Origin of the sequence: Aeromicrobium sp. Root472D3, assembly GCF_001426485.1 — a bacterium.
In the GTDB taxonomy this organism is placed as follows: domain Bacteria; phylum Actinomycetota; class Actinomycetes; order Propionibacteriales; family Nocardioidaceae; genus Aeromicrobium.
In genome coordinates, this window is the sequence record NZ_LMET01000001.1 from 332 (window position 1) to 14,685 (window position 14,354).

General features: G+C 71.8%; 15 protein-coding genes and 1 tRNA gene. 9 read left to right on the top strand and 7 right to left on the bottom strand.

Annotated elements, in window-relative coordinates; all coding sequences use genetic code 11:
* The 4 genes from ASD10_RS00005 to ASD10_RS00020 all read left to right on the top strand — a co-directional run.
* The coding region (locus ASD10_RS00005; RefSeq protein WP_200938104.1) for a hypothetical protein at positions 1 to 286 on the top strand (286 nt) is incomplete at its 5' end.
* 150 nt (positions 287 to 436) lie between these two features.
* Positions 437 to 2,242, top strand: a complete 1,806-nt coding sequence (locus ASD10_RS00010) for an Ig-like domain-containing protein (RefSeq protein WP_056602833.1) — start codon at positions 437 to 439, stop codon at positions 2,240 to 2,242.
* Between the two features lie 74 nt (positions 2,243 to 2,316).
* A complete protein-coding gene (locus tag ASD10_RS00015) occupies positions 2,317 to 3,060 on the top strand; it encodes a response regulator transcription factor (protein ID WP_056609716.1) in 744 nt (247 codons plus the stop codon).
* A complete protein-coding gene (locus tag ASD10_RS00020) occupies positions 3,053 to 4,291 on the top strand; it encodes a HAMP domain-containing sensor histidine kinase (protein WP_082555915.1) in 1,239 nt (412 codons plus the stop codon). The genes ASD10_RS00015 and ASD10_RS00020 overlap by 8 nt, the downstream gene beginning before the upstream one ends.
* Before the next feature lie 9 nt (positions 4,292 to 4,300).
* Here the strand turns inward: ASD10_RS00020 and ASD10_RS00025 are convergent, their stop codons facing one another.
* Both ASD10_RS00025 and ASD10_RS00030 read right to left on the bottom strand, forming a co-directional pair.
* On the bottom strand, positions 4,301 to 4,729 hold the full coding sequence (locus tag ASD10_RS00025; RefSeq protein ID WP_056602839.1) for a VOC family protein: 429 nt from the start codon (positions 4,727 to 4,729) through the stop codon (positions 4,301 to 4,303).
* Positions 4,730 to 4,802: 73 nt separating this feature from the next.
* Positions 4,803 to 5,630 (bottom strand): class I SAM-dependent methyltransferase, encoded by an 828-nt coding sequence (locus ASD10_RS00030; protein ID WP_056602842.1) that lies wholly within the window; start codon positions 5,628 to 5,630, stop codon positions 4,803 to 4,805.
* Positions 5,631 to 5,677: 47 nt separating this feature from the next.
* Between ASD10_RS00030 and ASD10_RS00035 the strand changes: the two genes are divergently transcribed.
* Positions 5,678 to 6,235, top strand: a complete 558-nt coding sequence (locus ASD10_RS00035; protein ID WP_056602845.1) for a helix-turn-helix domain-containing protein — start codon at positions 5,678 to 5,680, stop codon at positions 6,233 to 6,235.
* Positions 6,236 to 6,238: 3 nt separating this feature from the next.
* Here ASD10_RS00035 and ASD10_RS00040 read toward each other — a convergent pair whose 3' ends face one another.
* Entirely contained in the window at positions 6,239 to 6,649 is a 411-nt protein-coding gene (locus ASD10_RS00040; protein ID WP_056602847.1) for a DUF1761 domain-containing protein, read from the bottom strand.
* Positions 6,650 to 6,741: 92 nt separating this feature from the next.
* On the opposite strand from ASD10_RS00040, the gene ASD10_RS00045 reads away from it, so the two are divergent.
* The 3 genes from ASD10_RS00045 to ASD10_RS00055 all read left to right on the top strand — a co-directional run bounded on the left by ASD10_RS00045 (position 6,742) and on the right by ASD10_RS00055 (position 8,853).
* Positions 6,742 to 7,716 carry a YafY family protein gene (locus ASD10_RS00045; RefSeq protein ID WP_056602850.1) on the top strand — a complete coding sequence of 325 codons (975 nt, stop codon included), beginning with the start codon at positions 6,742 to 6,744 and terminating at the stop codon, positions 7,714 to 7,716.
* A gap of 121 nt (positions 7,717 to 7,837) precedes the next feature.
* Positions 7,838 to 7,913, top strand: a tRNA-Lys gene (locus ASD10_RS00050).
* A 265-nt stretch (positions 7,914 to 8,178) separates the two neighbouring features.
* The gene (locus ASD10_RS00055; protein ID WP_056602852.1) at positions 8,179 to 8,853 is read left to right on the top strand and encodes a GAF and ANTAR domain-containing protein; all 675 of its coding nucleotides are present in this window, start codon (positions 8,179 to 8,181) and stop codon (positions 8,851 to 8,853) included.
* A gap of 17 nt (positions 8,854 to 8,870) precedes the next feature.
* Here the strand turns inward: ASD10_RS00055 and ASD10_RS00060 are convergent, their stop codons facing one another.
* From ASD10_RS00060 to ASD10_RS00075, 4 genes are all read right to left on the bottom strand, one after another.
* Positions 8,871 to 9,485 (bottom strand): trimeric intracellular cation channel family protein, encoded by a 615-nt coding sequence (locus ASD10_RS00060; protein WP_056602855.1) that lies wholly within the window; start codon positions 9,483 to 9,485, stop codon positions 8,871 to 8,873.
* Positions 9,486 to 9,552: 67 nt separating this feature from the next.
* On the bottom strand, positions 9,553 to 10,989 hold the full coding sequence (locus ASD10_RS00065) for a carboxyl transferase domain-containing protein (protein WP_056602858.1): 1,437 nt from the start codon (positions 10,987 to 10,989) through the stop codon (positions 9,553 to 9,555).
* Positions 10,986 to 12,194 (bottom strand): CaiB/BaiF CoA-transferase family protein, encoded by a 1,209-nt coding sequence (locus tag ASD10_RS00070; RefSeq protein WP_056609718.1) that lies wholly within the window; start codon positions 12,192 to 12,194, stop codon positions 10,986 to 10,988. The genes ASD10_RS00065 and ASD10_RS00070 overlap by 4 nt, the downstream gene beginning before the upstream one ends.
* 5 nt (positions 12,195 to 12,199) lie before the next feature.
* Positions 12,200 to 13,516 (bottom strand): SLC13 family permease, encoded by a 1,317-nt coding sequence (locus ASD10_RS00075; protein WP_056602861.1) that lies wholly within the window; start codon positions 13,514 to 13,516, stop codon positions 12,200 to 12,202.
* A 118-nt stretch (positions 13,517 to 13,634) separates the two neighbouring features.
* Here ASD10_RS00075 and ASD10_RS00080 point away from each other — a divergent pair, with 118 nt between their 5' ends.
* Positions 13,635 to 14,345, top strand: a complete 711-nt coding sequence (locus ASD10_RS00080; RefSeq protein ID WP_056602864.1) for a FadR/GntR family transcriptional regulator — start codon at positions 13,635 to 13,637, stop codon at positions 14,343 to 14,345.
* The last annotated feature ends 9 nt before the right edge of the window (positions 14,346 to 14,354 follow it).

Sequence of the window (14,354 nt, forward strand, 5' to 3'; positions counted from 1 at the left end):
CTTCTCGCTGACCGAGACCTCGTCGGCCAACGCCTTCACGGCCACCAACCTGACGATGACGATCACCAACACGACGACCAACAAGGTCGTCTACACCGGCACCTTCGGCGGCCTCGTCGACGGCACCAAGAACGACCTCGGCCTCGTGGCCCCCGGCGTCTCGAACGACTACACGTTCAGCGTCAAGCTCGACCAGGCCACCCCCAACACCGACCAGGGCAAGACCGCCTCGGCCGCGTACCAGTGGGACTCGGTCCAGGCCGACGCCACCACGACCAACCAGTAGCCCCAGACCTGCCGGCCTCTCCCAGGCCGGCGCGGACCGTGCCGTCGACCTCCCCCGGGTCGGCGGCACTTCTGCGTCCGTCCGCAGTTGTGGAGGAGATCGGGAGATCGTGTGGAGATCGCGTGGATCGGCTCTTCCTAGGCTTGAGCCATGAAGTCGACGACGCCCCGGCACCGTGAGGTGGCAGCCCGCACGCACCGGCTGCCGCTGCTGGTCGTCGCGCTGCTCGTCGTCGTCGCCGCCGTCGCCATGACGGGCTCGTCGTCCGCCTCGTTCGTCGCGAGCACCGGCTCCACCGGCACCGTCAGCGCCGCCGCCGACTGGACGCCCCCGACCGTCGCCGTCACCGCTCCCGCCGCGGGCACCGCCGTCAAGGGCACCGTCTCGGTCACCGCCTCCGCGACGGACGCCGACTCCGGCGTCGCGACCGTCACCGTCCAGCGCGCCGCCGCCGGCACCTCGACCTGGACGACGATCTGCACCACGTCGACCGCGCCGTACACCTGCAGCTGGAGCACGACGGCGCTCGCCGACGGCGGCCACGACCTGCGCGCGGTGGCCGTCGACAAGGCGGGCAACTCCGCCACGTCCGCGTCGGTCCGCACCACGGTCGCCAACAACCTGACCGTCGTCCTGGCCCGTCCGGGCGACATCCTCCGCGGGAACGTCACCACCACGACGACCGTCAGCGACGCGGGCTCGCTCACCCCCTCGGTGCGCGTCGAGTACGCACCGGCCGGCACGACCACCTGGACGACGCTGTGCACCGCGGCCTCCGCCCCCTACACCTGCTCGGCCAGCACGACGTCGCTGGCCAACGGCACCTACGACCTGCGATCGGTCGCGGTGGCCGGTGGCACGACGTACGCCTCGGCCACCGTCGCGGGCGTCGTCGTCGACAACCTCGCGCCGTCGGTCACGATGACCGACCCGGGCTCGCCCCTCAAGGGCACCAAGACGTTCGCCGCGAGCGCGTCCGACGCGCACTCCGGTGTCGCGAAGGTCGTCGTCCAGGCCTCGACCGGCTCGGGCTGGTCCGACCTCTGCACCGTCTCGAGCGCGCCCTACTCCTGCTCGGTCGACACCACGACGCTGACCAACGGCACCTACTCCTTCCGCGCCGTCGCCACCGACCGCGCCGGCAACAGCACGACGTCGGCCGTCGTCGCCAACCGCGTCGTGCAGAACACCGTCTCGTCGGTGACGCTGACGGCACCCGGCGCGTACCTGAAGGGCAGCGTCACCCTGAACGCGACCGCCACGTCGACCGGGACGATCGCCTCGGTCAGGATCCAGCGATCGGTCGCCGGCGCCGGCACCTGGACCGACATCTGCACCGACACGACGTCGCCCTACTCGTGCTCGTTCGCCACCACGCAGGTCGCCGACGGCACCTACGACCTGCGCGCCGTGGTCACCGACTCCGACGGGCTCACCACGCCGTCCGCGGTCGTCACGAACCGCGTCGTCGACAACACGCCGGGCAAGGGCGTCGACATCCAGACGACCAACGGCGGCACCGCAGGACGCATCGACGCCGGCGACACGGTGGTCTTCACCTTCAGCGAGCAGATGGACCTCAGCTCGATCTACAGCGGCTGGTCCGGCTCGGCGACGTCCGGGACGCAGCGGGTCCGCGGCGGACTGTTCAGCACGGACGTCATGGACATCAGCGCACCGACAGGTGTCCGCCTCGGCACCGTCGACCTGAACGCCAACTTCGCGACGATCTTCGCCGACGCCCTCAGCGACGTCTCGATCTCGGCGGCCACGGTCACGGTCGACGGTGTCGCCCGCACCGTCGTCACCGTCCGGGTGCTCACGTCGAGCGGCCTGCAGGCCACGACGCCGGCCAACCTGGTGTGGCGACCGTCCGGGTCGGTCCTCGACCTGGCCGGCAACACGATGAGCACGGCCGCCGTCACCGAGTCCGGCCCCCTGGACCTGGACTTCTGATGACGACCACGACGACCGAGGGCGCAGTCGCCGACTCGACCTCCGCGGACGACGACCCCCGTATGCTCTCTGAGATGCCCCACCTCGTGCTCCTGGTCGAGGACGACGACCAGATCGCCGCTCCGCTCATCCGCACCCTCGAGCGTGAGGACTACGTCGTCGAACGGGTCGCGGCCGGGCTTCCCGCCGTCGACCGGGTGCAGGCCGGCGGCGTCGACCTGGTGCTGCTCGACCTCGGGCTGCCCGACGTCGACGGGCTCGAGGTGTGCCGTCGCATCCGGGCGAACGGCTACCTCGGGGGCGTCCTGATCCTGACCGCCCGCGGCGGCGAGCTCGACCGCGTCGTCGGCCTCGACGTCGGCGCCGACGACTACCTCGCCAAGCCCTTCGGCCTGGCCGAGCTGCTGGCGCGCACCCGCGCCCTGCTGCGCCGCGCGGCTCCCTCCGCCGACGCCACCCCGGCGGCCGCGCCCGCGACGGCAGCGCCGGCCGCGGCACCCGCCCCGGCCGCCGCGGGCGACCTGCGGGTCGACACCGACGCGCGACGCGTGTGGGTCGGCGCCGACGAGCTGGTCGTGACGGCCAAGGAGTTCGACGTCCTGGCACTGCTGGGCTCGAGCCCGGGCGCGGTCTTCACCCGCGAGCGCGTCATGGACGACGTGTGGGACGAGAACTGGTTCGGCTCGACCAAGACGCTCGACACCACGATCGGCCGGCTGCGGCAGAAGCTCGAGGACAGCGGCACGTCCGCCCGCATCGTCACGGTGCGGGGGGTCGGGTTCCGGTTGGAGAGCGGCGGGGACGGGAGCGATGCGTAGCCGCCTGGTCGTGACGCTGGTCGCCCTGACGGCCGTCATCCTCGTGGTGTTCGGCGTGGTCCGCGGCTTCTCGACCGCCGACCTCGTGCGCGACCAGCAGCGCGACGGCCTGCGCGAGTCGACCTCGCTCGCGTCCGTCGCGATCGCGGCCCAGGAGCGTGGACCCGACGGCGTCACGGCCGACTTCCTCGCGACGCTCGCCGGACGTGACCGCGTCGTCACGTACGTCGACCCCGCGGGGTCGTCGACGGTCGGCGGGACGGACGACGTCGGGCCCGACGACCTCAGCGCCAGCGCCGCCGTCGACGGTGGCGGACGCGTCACCCTCACCGAGTCGGGCTCCGTCCAGTCCGAGCGGGTCCGGGACGCGCTGCTCCCGCTGGTCCTGCTCACGGTGGCCCTGGCGATCGTCGCCGCGCTGGTCGGCACCCTGCTGGCTCGTCGCTTCGCCCGCCCGTTCCGGCGCCTCGCCGACGATGCCGCCCGCATCGGCGACGGGCACTTCGACACGGAGGTGCACCGGTCGAGGATCAAGGAGGCCGACGACCTCGGCACGGCCCTGCGCCGCGCCGCCGGCCAGCTCGGCACCCTGGTCGAGCGGGAGCGCGAGCTCAGCGTCGTCGCGTCGCACGAGCTGCGCACACCCCTGACGGCGCTGCGGCTCTCGCTCGAGGACCTCACGCTGTGGCCGCAGACGCCGCCCGACGTCGCCGAGGAGCTGCAGCACAGCCTGGCCGAGGTCGACCGGCTCAGCGGTGTCGTCACGTCGCTGCTGGAGCGCGGCGACGGCAGCCACCTCGGCACCGTCACGCAGACCGATCTCGCGGCGCTCGCCGAGCAGACCGCCGCTCGGTGGGCCGACCGGGCGCGCGCCGCCGGACGCACGGTCCACGCCGGGCCGTCGGACGACATCTCGCTGCCGATCGTCCGGGCGTCGGTCGACCAGATCCTCGACGCCCTGGTCGAGCGCGCCCTCGCCGACGGCACCGGCGACGTCACGATCGACGCGGTCCGCCTCAGCACGCACGCGCGGCTGCGGGTGCTCGACGAGAGCCACCGGACGCTCGCGACCGGCATCGTCCAGGCGGCGCCGGCCGGTCAGACCGGCACCGGCCTGGTCGCCGCGGCGACGCAGGCCGAGTCGCTCGGCGGCTTCGTCGGGGTGGAGGACGCCGCGACGACGGGCCTGGTGCTGGCGCTGCCCTGGCCGCGCCGCCGCATCGACGCCTGACCGCTCCGGTCAGGCGGTCGGGGCGCTGAGCTCGAGGGCGATGTTGTCGGGGTCGCGGAACTCGAGGATCGCGGTGCCGGCCTCGCCGAGGTCCTTGATGCCCTCGTGGGCGATGCCGAGCTCGTCGAGCACCTTCACGGCGTCCTCGAGGGCCGCCAGGTCGGCGACCGTGAAGCTCAGGTGGTCGAGGCCCGTGCGGTCCTCGTGGAAGTGGTCGTCGCCGGGTGCGACCGGGCGCAGGCCGAGCAGCCCGCCGCCGAAGCTGTAGATCACGCCGCCGAACAGGAACGCGAGCTCCTCCTTGGTCTTCTCGTCGGGGTTCGGCGGCAGCTCGAACGCGACGTCGAAGCCGAACACGGAGTCGTAGAACGAGCGCGAGACGTCGATGTCGCGGACGGTCAGGCGGACGTGGTTGTAGTCGTTCACTGCGACGGGCATGGTGCTCCTGGTGCTGGGGTCTGGGTTCCCTCCCACGTTCGCACGGGGCCGACGTTCCCGCCCGACCAAACCGTCACCCGGGACGGCGGGCCGACCAGAGGGTGCGGGTGCCGCGCACCCAGAGGTCGCCGAGCCCCCGGACGCTGCGGGGCCCGTCGCCCACGAGGTCCTCGAGCGCCGAGCGGTCCGCCTCGTCGAGCCGTGGTGCGGCGACGTGACCGATCCGCCGCAGCTCGAGCGCTGCGTACTCGCCCGCCGGCCCGTCCGCGGGCAGGTCGTGGTCGATCGACAGCGTCCGGGTCGCGACGTCGTCGAAGCCGGTCGACGCCAGCGCGGCCGTCCAGTCGGGCCGGTGGGCCGGCGTCGCCCCCGCGGCGTCGCGCAGCCGCTGCTCGAACCCGGCCAGCCCGCGCGGCAGCACCATCGAGGGCGCGTCCATCTCGACGACCACCAGCAGCCCACCGGGTCGGAGGGCGTCGAGCAGGTTGCCGAACGCGCGGACGGGATCGGCAGCCTCGTGCAGCGCCATCGACGACCAGGCGACGTCGGCCCGTCCGAGGTCCGGGGTGTCGGAGCCGACGTCGGCGAGCAGGGTCGAGACGCGGTCGGCCAGACCGGCGGACGCAGCTCGCTCGCGCACGCGCTGCAGCATCTGCTCGTCGACGTCCACCGCCACGACCTCGGCCGTCGAGAACCGCTCGGCGAGGGCGACCGACCCCGTGCCCGTCCCGGCGCCGACGTCGAGGACGCGGCGCACCGGCACGGCGCCGTCGGCCAGGTCGGCGACCGCCGCGACGGCCTCCGTCAGCAGGTGGGCGTGCACCTCGGCGTCGAGGTCGAGCAGTCGGGGCAGCAGCGCGCGCTGCGGGTGGTCGTGGCCGTGGTCGTGTCCGTGGGGCATGCTCCCAGCCTAGACACGGCTTGCGCCTGAGACATACGATCTTGCGTATGGAGCAAGACGCCGAACGGCTAGTCCGGCTGCGCATCCGCGCGCTCCGCACGGCCCGCGGATGGTCGCTCGACACCCTGGCCGGGCGGGCGCACCTCAGCCCGTCCAACCTCAGCCGCATCGAGACCGGCAGCCGCCGCATCGCCCTCGACCAGCTGATCCCGATCGCGAGGGCCCTCGACACGACGCTCGACCAGCTCGTCGAGTCGCACGCCGACGAGGACGTCGTGATCCGCCCGCAGCAGGACGAGCGGCGCGGCATGACGATCTGGGCCCTCGCCCACGAGCGCACGCCGAACGAGCTGACGGTCGCGAAGATGCGGATCACCAAGCCCGCGCCGCCCCTCGACGAGGCCGCCGTGCACCCGGGCCGCGACTGGTTCACGGTGCTGTCGGGCACCGCCGAGCTGCGGCTCGGCGACCGGCTCGTGGTGGTCGAGGCCGGCAGCGCCGCCGAGTTCTCGACCATGACGCCCCACGCGATCGGCGCGCACGGCGGACACCCCGTCGAGATCCTCAGCATCCTGACGCAGGACGGTCGCCAGGCCCACACGTAGCGATCAGGCGAGCAGCTGCACGATGACGGCCGTGACGAGACCGCTCACCACGAAGTACGGGGCGTTGATCAGCCCGTACAGCATCGGCCGCGGGACGTTCGGGTTGATCGCGATGGTGAACGTCATCGGCGTCAGGTAGCCGACGCCGACGATCGTGCCGAACACGAGTGCGTCGCCCATCGAGTCGACGTCGAGCGTGGCCATCAACAGCGCACTGGCGACGACGATCACGATGCTGCACGCGATGGGTCCCGCATACGTCAACGCACCCGATGCGGGCGGCTGCCCCTCGCGGCCGAGCGCGACGGCGTAGGGCTTCGGGACGACGGCACCGAAGTACACACCCCCGAGGACGGCGAGCGCGATGGTGGCGAGGAGGACGGCGATCCAGTCGATCGAGGCGAGGTCGAACATGTGGTGCTCCGGTTCTGCAGGATGATGGGACGACCTCATCGTCGCGGGGGTAGCGGTCAGCTTCGGTCCTCTTCTCCTGCGATGATCGACAGATGCTGCGGACGTCCGAACGACTGCTGTCACTCCTCTCGCTGCTGCAGGCGCGGCGCGACTGGCCCGGCGCGCTGCTCGCCGAGCGGCTCGACGTCAGCCCCCGAACGGTGCGTCGCGACGTCGACCGGCTGCGTGAGCTCGGCTACCCGGTCGCCGCGGCCAAGGGACCCGACGGCGGCTACCGCCTCGAGGCCGGCAGCGAGCTGCCGCCCCTGCTGTTCGACGACGAGCAGGCCGTGGCGCTGACCGTGGCGCTGCAGCTCGCGATGACCAGCGGGGCCGGCATCGAGGAGAGCGCGGCCCGCGCGCTGACCACCGTCCGCCAGGTGATGCCGTCGCGGCTGAGGCACCGCGTCGACTCGTTGACCGTCACGGCCGTCCGACGTCCTTCGGTCCGGACCGAGGCGCCGGTGGAACCCGCGACGCTGACGACGATCGGCGCGGCGGTGCACGCCCGCGAGACCTTGAGGTTCGACTACGCCGCGTCCAGCTCGTCGGCCTCCGGGCCGCCGCGCCGGGCGGAGCCCCACCACCTGGTCACGTGGGGCGCCCGGTGGTACCTCGTCGCCTGGGATCTCGACCGAAACGACTGGCGCACGTTCCGCGTCGACCGCATGACACCGCGCATCCCCAACGGACCGCGCTTCACTCCACGCGAGGTGCCGGGCGGCGACGTCTCCGCGTACGTCGCCAGCACGTTCCGCGGCAGCACCGATCCCTCAGGGGGGTGGCCCTGCCGAGGCGAGGTCGTGCTCGACCTGCCCGCCGCCGACGTCGCGACGTACCTGGCCGACGGCGTCGTCGAGCCCGTCGGCGACGACCGCTGCCGCCTGACCACGGGCGCGTGGTCGTGGGTCGGGCTCGCTGCGACGATCGCCCGCTTCGACGCCGACGTCGAGGTCGTCGGCCCGCCCGAGCTCGCCGACGCCTTCGCCACCCTCGCCCGGCGCTTCGCCGCCGCCGGCGGTGCCTGAGCCACCCGTCGATCTCGTGACACGTGCCCGGCCACCGCCCCGCGAGCCGGACAGGCGCGACGCACGACGCCGGCCTCTGCGATACTCGACCTGGACGCGCGGGAGACCTCTTCCCCGTCCCGGGCCTCTAGCTCAATTGGCAGAGCAGCGGACTTTTAATCCGCGGGTTGTCGGTTCGAGTCCGACGGGGCCCACCACCTCAGACCTGAACGAACACCGCTCCGACTCGCATCGGCGGCGCACGCGTGAAGCGGACAGGGAGCGAATCACTCGAGCAGCCGCGGCAGTGTGAATGATCCGCGCGTGGGTATGCAACTTCACAGGAGATGGCAGGGCCTAGGACCTTCCGTCATCCAGGTGCCGGGGTTCAGAACCGTGCCTCGGCGCCGCGACTCCTTGCGATAAAGTCGTGGACGCAAGTCCTGAAGGCGGCTTGCGGCCCTCCACACGAATACCGGGACGATGACAACCCCCGAAGACCACCCCCTCGCAGGACTCGTCTCCTCGCTCATCGAGACCAACACGCTCGACGCCACCGTGGACCAGATCGTCCAGTTCGCCCAGGAGACCATCGGGGCCGATCACGCAGGCATCACGATCATCAAGCCCAGGAAGAAGGGCTTCGACACGATCGCGCCGACAGACCAGGTCGTCCGGGACGTCGACGAGCTGCAGCACGAGCTTCGCGAGGGACCGTGCGTCCAAGCAGCCAGTGAGAGCCACACCCTCTGGTCCGACGACATCCGCGTCGACCCTCGTTGGCCCAGCTGGGGACCCGTCGCTGCCGAACGCGGACTGCACAGCGTCCTGTCCGTCGAGCTGCACAGCCGCGGCCAGCGCATCGGGGCGATGAACCTGTACGGCGAACGACACCAGCAGTTCAGCCGCGACGATGCCTTGACTGCCCGCCTCTTCGCCTACCACGCGGCCTCAGCGCTGGCTGCGGACAGACGCGAGAAGGACCTCGAGCTCGCGCTCGACAACCGAGGTCTGATCGGCCAAGCGCAAGGCATCCTGATGGAACGATTCGGCATCAACGCCGACCAGGCGTTCAACGTCCTGCGCCGCTATTCTCAAGACCGAAACGTCAAGGTCTCCATCGTCGCCCGCGACCTGGTCCGAGACCGAGACCTCTAGGACCGACCGCGTGACGGTCAGATCGATCCGCGCGCCCGCGGCGCCGACCACCCGCGGAACATCGCGGCTAGGCGCCAGACCAGGCACGTGGCCGAGGCGACGACGAACAGGAACGACGGCCACTCCTGCGTCGCGACGACCGCCGCCATGACCGAGCCGACCAAGGCCGGGACGGCGTAGAGGTCTCCCTCGAAGATCACGGGCACCCGGTTCGAGAGCACGTCGCGCATGATGCCGCCGCCGACCGCCGAGACCAGCCCCAGCAGCGACGCGGGCAGGACGCCGAGCCCCGCGTCGACCCCGATGATCGCGCCGGTGACGCAGAACAGCGACAGGCCGATCGCGTCGAGCACCAGGATCGGACGCTCGCGACGTCCGATTCGCCCCGACGAGGTGAAGACGACGGCGGCCGCCGCGAGCGCCGACAACAGGTATCCCCAGCTCTCGAAGGCGACCGGCGGGTTGTCGCCGATCACGACGTCGCGCGCGACTCCCCCGCCGAGCCCCGTGATGAGCGCGAGCACCGCGATCCCGAAGACGTCGAGCCGCAGGCGGACGGCGACGAGCGCCCCCGACATCGCGAAGATGAAGATGCCGACGTGCTCGAGCGTCACGATCACCGCGTGCGTCATCGCGACGTCACCGCACGGACGGAGGGGGCGGACATGTCGCCATCATGTCCGCCCCCTCACCGCCGTGTCAGACCGGGATCGACGTCCGCTCGCGCAGGTGCGCCGCGACCTCGGCGGCCACGGCCCGTCCGAACGACGCGGGGTCGTCGTCGTCCGGCTCGGCCACGAGATGGTGGACCGACCCGTCCTCGAACATGTCGATCGCGCTGACGCGCTGCACCTGCGCCATCTCGGGGGCGTGCTCGACGTCGCCGTGCACGATCGCGCTGGCCCCCTCGGGCGGCAGCGGCGACAGCCACGAGTTCTCGGTCGCGACCACGACGTCCGCCGGCAGCAGCGCCAGCGCCCCGCCCCCGCAGCCCTGCCCGAGCAGCACCGACACGGTGGGCACCCTCATGGTCGACATCAGGCTGATGCAGCGCGCGATCTCACCCGCGACCGCACCCTCCTCGGCCCTCGCCGACAGCTCGGCACCGGGCGTGTCGATGAACGACACGAGCGGCAGCCCGAGCTCGTTGGCCAGCCGCATGCCGCGACGCGCCTCGCGCAGCGCCGCCGGACCCATCGGCGTCTCGGGCGTCTGCTTGGCACGGTCCTGGCCGATCACGATGCACGGCTGGCCGTCGAGGCGCGCCAGGGCGACGATCATCGCCGAGTCGCGCTCGCCCTTCTCGGTGCCCTGCAGCCGCACCGTGACGTCGCTGCCGTGCCGCAGCACGTCGCGGACGCCGCCGCGGTCGGACCGCCGGGTCAGCTCGATCGACTCCCACGTCGACCGCCGGCGCACGACCGCGTCGGTGCGACGCTCGCGCGTCGACCCCGTGGCGGGGTCGACCAGGATGCTGAGCGCCTGGTCGACGAGCTCGGGCAGCAGACCGGGCTCGACCACGGCGTCGAGGATGCCGCGGTGCGCGAGGTTGTCGGACGTCTGCACGCCGGCCGGGAACGGCCGCCCCTCGAGCAGCTCGTAGACCTTCGGCCCGAGGAAGCCGATCAGGGCGTCCGGCTCGGCGATCGTGATGTGCCCCAGCGACCCCCACGACGCGAACACGCCGCCGGTCGTGGGGTGCCGCAGGTAGACGAGGTAGGGCAGGCCGGCTCCCTTGTGGTCCATCAGCGCGCGCGAGATGTCGACCATGTGGACGAACGCGGGCGTCCCCTCCTGCATGCGGGTGCCGCCCGACGCCGTCGTGGCGAGGATCGGCAGCCCCTCGGCCGTCGCCCGCCGCACGGCCGCGACGATGCGCAGCGCCGCGGCCCGCCCGATCGAGCCGGCGAGGAACCGGAACTCGTTGACGACGACGGCGACGGGCCGTCCGCGCATGAGCCCGCGCCCGGTCAGGATCGACTCGTCGGTGCCCGCGCGCTCGGCCGCCGACTCGAGGTCCTGGCGGTACTGGTCACCCACGCCGGAGTGGTCGACGGGCTCGTCCCACGACGTGAACGACCCCTCGTCGAGCACCAGGTCGAGCAGCTCCTGGCCCGTCAGGCGCTTGGCGCTCACTCGTCCTCCTCCAGCCACGCGCGGATCGCGTCGCCGTGCTCGCCGAGCGTCGGCGGGGCCAGGTGCTCGGTGGTCGTCCGCTCGTCACCGTCCCCCGCGAAGAATCGCAGCGGCGGACCGGGCAGCGTCAGCCGGCCCAGCGTGCTGTGCTCGACGTCGATCAGCAGGCCCTGGCTCCTCGTCTGGTCCCACTCGTAGACCTCGTCGATCGAGCGCACCTTGCCGGCGGGGATGCCGATCACCGAGAGCCGCTCGAGCAGGTCGGCGGCCTTCCAGTCGGCGAACACCTCCTCGACCAGCGCGATGACCCGCTCGCGGTCGCCGGCCCGCTCGGGGTTCGTCGCGATGCCCTCGGTGTCGGGATCGAGGCCGAAGCCCTGGCAGAAGTCGTGCCACAGGCCCTCGCTGCCGACCGCGATCTGCACGGCCCCGTCGGCGCAGCGGAACAGACCGTACGGCGAGATCGACGGGTGGTGGTTGCCGATCGCCCGGCCGACCTGGCCCGCGATCGTCCACTTGGTGCCCTGGAACCCGTGGACGCCGACGGTCGCGGCCAGCAGCGACGTGCGCACGACGGTGCCGACGCCGGTCGACTCCCGCTCGTGCAGCGCGGCCAGCACGCCGTAGGCGCCGTACATGCCGGCGAGGATGTCCGAGATCGGCGTGCCGACCTTCTGCGGGTCGTCGGGGCCGGAGCCCGTGATCGACATCAGGCCCGCCTCGCCCTGGGCGATCTGGTCGTAGCCGGCGCGACCGCCCTCGGGCCCGTCGTGGCCGAAGCCCGTGATCGACAGGACGACCAGGCGCGGGTTCAGCTCCTGCAGGGCCTCGATGCCGAGGCCCAGCCGCTCGAGCACGCCGGTGCGGAAGTTCTCGACCAGCACGTCGGCCCGGGCCGCGAGGGCCAGGAACGTCGCCCTGTCGTCGTCGCCGCGCAGGTCGAGCGCGATCGACTCCTTGTTGCGGTTGGCCGACAGGAAGTACGTCGACTCACGCCCCTCGTCGGCGGGCTCGCCGGTGTGACCGTCGTCGGACGGCCAGCGGAACGGCGGCCCCCAGCCGCGGGTGTCGTCACCCCCGCGGGGGGTCTCGACCTTGACGATGCGGGCACCGAGGTCGCCCATCATCATCGTGGCGTGGGGGCCCGCGAGGGCACGGGACAGGTCGAGGACGAGGACGTCGCTGAGGGGTCCGTTGCGTGTCATGGCGGTCACCAGCCCGGGAGGATGAAGGCGGCCCAGACGAGCAGCGGTCCGACGGCGACGACGATCATGCTGTACGTCAGGATCTGCTTGTAAAACGTCTGCTCGCTGATCGTGTCGGGACGGTTGGCCAGCATCAGCGCACCATTGGTCGAGAACGGGCTGACGTCGACGATCGTCGAGGCGATCGCGAGGGCCGCGACCAGCGCGATCGCGCTGATGCCGTGCTCGGCGATGATCGGCAGCGCGATGGGGATGATGATCGGCAGCAGCGCGGTCGACGACGCGAAGGCCGACACGACGCCTCCGACGTAGCAGAGGATCAGGGCGCCGATGGCGGCTGCACCGAGCCCGGCGGCCCACTTGCCGACGAACTCGGGCGAGCCGGCCTGCGTCAGGATCGCGGCGTACGTGCTGACGCCCGCGACGAGCAGGACCGTCGGCCACGCGATCGCGCGGACCGCGTCGGTGTGCGACTTCGGTGCCAGCATGTTGAGGATGACGGCGGCGGTGATCGACACGAAGCCGATGTTCTTGTCGAAGGCGAGGGCGACGACCGCGACGCCCACGAAGGCGACGAGCGTCAGGACCTGGTCCATGCGCACGCCGGTGGCCTGCGTGCCGGTGGGGGCGTTCGTGCCGTACCCGCGGGCCGGCACCTGAGCGCCGCCGGCGTGCAGGTCGTTGACGATCTCGTCGTTGTCGGGGTCGATGCGCTGCGACATCAGCTGGCGTCCGCCGAGCAGGACGAACAGGATCGCGGCCATGATCAGGTTGACGGCCAGGCTGGAGAGGAACAGCGTCATCTCGCCGACCTCGAGGCCGTTGTCGCGCATGACCGAGTTCGTGATGACGCCGTAGATGCTGATGGGCGAGAAGCCGCCGCCCTGCGCGCCGTGGACGACGAACATGCCCATCATCAGGGGGTTGATCTTGTACTTGCCGGCGAACCCGAGGGCGATCGGACCGATGATCGCGCACGCGGCGGGGCTCGCCGCGCCGATGCCGGTCAGCAGCGCCGTGACGCCGAACATGACCCACGGGATCAGGGCGACGCGCCCACCGACGAGCTGCACCGCCTTGGTCACGATCAGGTCGACCGTGCCGTTGTTCTTCGCGATCGCGAAGAGGTAGGTCACGCCGATCAACGTCAGGATCAGGTCACCGCTGACACCCGCGAGGATCTCCTTCTCGTCGAGGTTCAGCGAGTACATGCCGACGAGCCACGCGGCGACGTACGCCAGGGCTCCCATGTTGATCGGCAACGCCGTCCCGATGGCGAACAGTGCCACCAGGGCGATGATGGCCACCCATTCCGGTCCCATGAGGACTCCTTCTGCTGCGGACGCCGCGCCATCAGGCAGTAATGTGATCGGCGTCACCCTGTTTGGACTAGTGGCCTAGCCAATAGGTCTGTGGGCCTTTTGTCAATACGCTGACGACATGAGCGATCGTCAGCCCGGTCTCCAGCCCCTCGCCCGCACGCGCCTGTACGAGCAGGTCGCGCAGCAGATCATGGGCTGGGTCGCCGAGAACGACCTCACGACGGGCGACCGCCTGCTGCCCGAGCGCGAGCTCGCGACCCGCCTCGGCGTCAGCCGCGCGACCGTGAGCCAGGCGCTCGTGGCCCTCGAGGTCGTCGGCGTCGTGGCGGTAAGACACGGCGACGGCGCCGTCCTGACCGACGCGAGCGGATCGGCGAAGGTGCTCGACGCGCTCCGCGCCCACGCCAAGCGCCTGCCCGACATCATCGACGCCCGCGACGCGCTCGAGACCAAGATCGCGGCCCTCGCCGCATCCCGTCGCACCGAGCCCGACCTCGCCGCGATCGACGCCGCCCTCGACGTGATGGAGGCCGACATCGACGCCGGCGGGCGCGGCGTCGAGGGCGACGAGCTGTTCCACGCGGCGATCACCGCGGCCGCCCACTCGTCGCTGCTGGAGAAGATGATGCAGGAGATCAGCGAGCTGATCCTCGAGACGCGGATCGAGTCGTTGTCGCAGCCCGGACGTCCGCGCGACTCGCTGTCGGCTCACCGCCGGATCGCCGACGCGATCCGCCTCGGCGACCCCGACCTGGCCGCTGCCGCGATGCACCACCACGTCGCGCAGGTCAGCGACGTCGCGATCCTGCGCGACGCCCCCCGCGACTGAGGAGGGCCC

Excerpts from the sequence above, each read along its gene's own strand:
- ASD10_RS00020 (WP_082555915.1), top strand. The coding sequence starts at position 3,053 with ATGCGTAGCCGCCTGGTCGTGACGCTGGTCGCCCTGACGGCCGTCATC.
- ASD10_RS00035 (WP_056602845.1), top strand. The coding sequence starts at position 5,678 with ATGGAGCAAGACGCCGAACGGCTAGTCCGGCTGCGCATCCGCGCGCTC.
- ASD10_RS00030 (WP_056602842.1), bottom strand. The coding sequence starts at position 5,630 with ATGCCCCACGGACACGACCACGGCCACGACCACCCGCAGCGCGCGCTG.
- ASD10_RS00075 (WP_056602861.1), bottom strand. The coding sequence starts at position 13,516 with ATGGGACCGGAATGGGTGGCCATCATCGCCCTGGTGGCACTGTTCGCC.
- ASD10_RS00070 (WP_056609718.1), bottom strand. The coding sequence starts at position 12,194 with ATGACACGCAACGGACCCCTCAGCGACGTCCTCGTCCTCGACCTGTCC.
- ASD10_RS00040 (WP_056602847.1), bottom strand. The coding sequence starts at position 6,649 with ATGTTCGACCTCGCCTCGATCGACTGGATCGCCGTCCTCCTCGCCACC.
- ASD10_RS00055 (WP_056602852.1), top strand. The coding sequence starts at position 8,179 with ATGACAACCCCCGAAGACCACCCCCTCGCAGGACTCGTCTCCTCGCTC.
- ASD10_RS00025 (WP_056602839.1), bottom strand. The coding sequence starts at position 4,729 with ATGCCCGTCGCAGTGAACGACTACAACCACGTCCGCCTGACCGTCCGC.
- ASD10_RS00015 (WP_056609716.1), top strand. The coding sequence starts at position 2,317 with ATGCCCCACCTCGTGCTCCTGGTCGAGGACGACGACCAGATCGCCGCT.
- ASD10_RS00080 (WP_056602864.1), top strand. The coding sequence starts at position 13,635 with ATGAGCGATCGTCAGCCCGGTCTCCAGCCCCTCGCCCGCACGCGCCTG.
- ASD10_RS00010 (WP_056602833.1), top strand. The coding sequence starts at position 437 with ATGAAGTCGACGACGCCCCGGCACCGTGAGGTGGCAGCCCGCACGCAC.
- ASD10_RS00060 (WP_056602855.1), bottom strand. The coding sequence starts at position 9,485 with ATGACGCACGCGGTGATCGTGACGCTCGAGCACGTCGGCATCTTCATC.
- ASD10_RS00045 (WP_056602850.1), top strand. The coding sequence starts at position 6,742 with ATGCTGCGGACGTCCGAACGACTGCTGTCACTCCTCTCGCTGCTGCAG.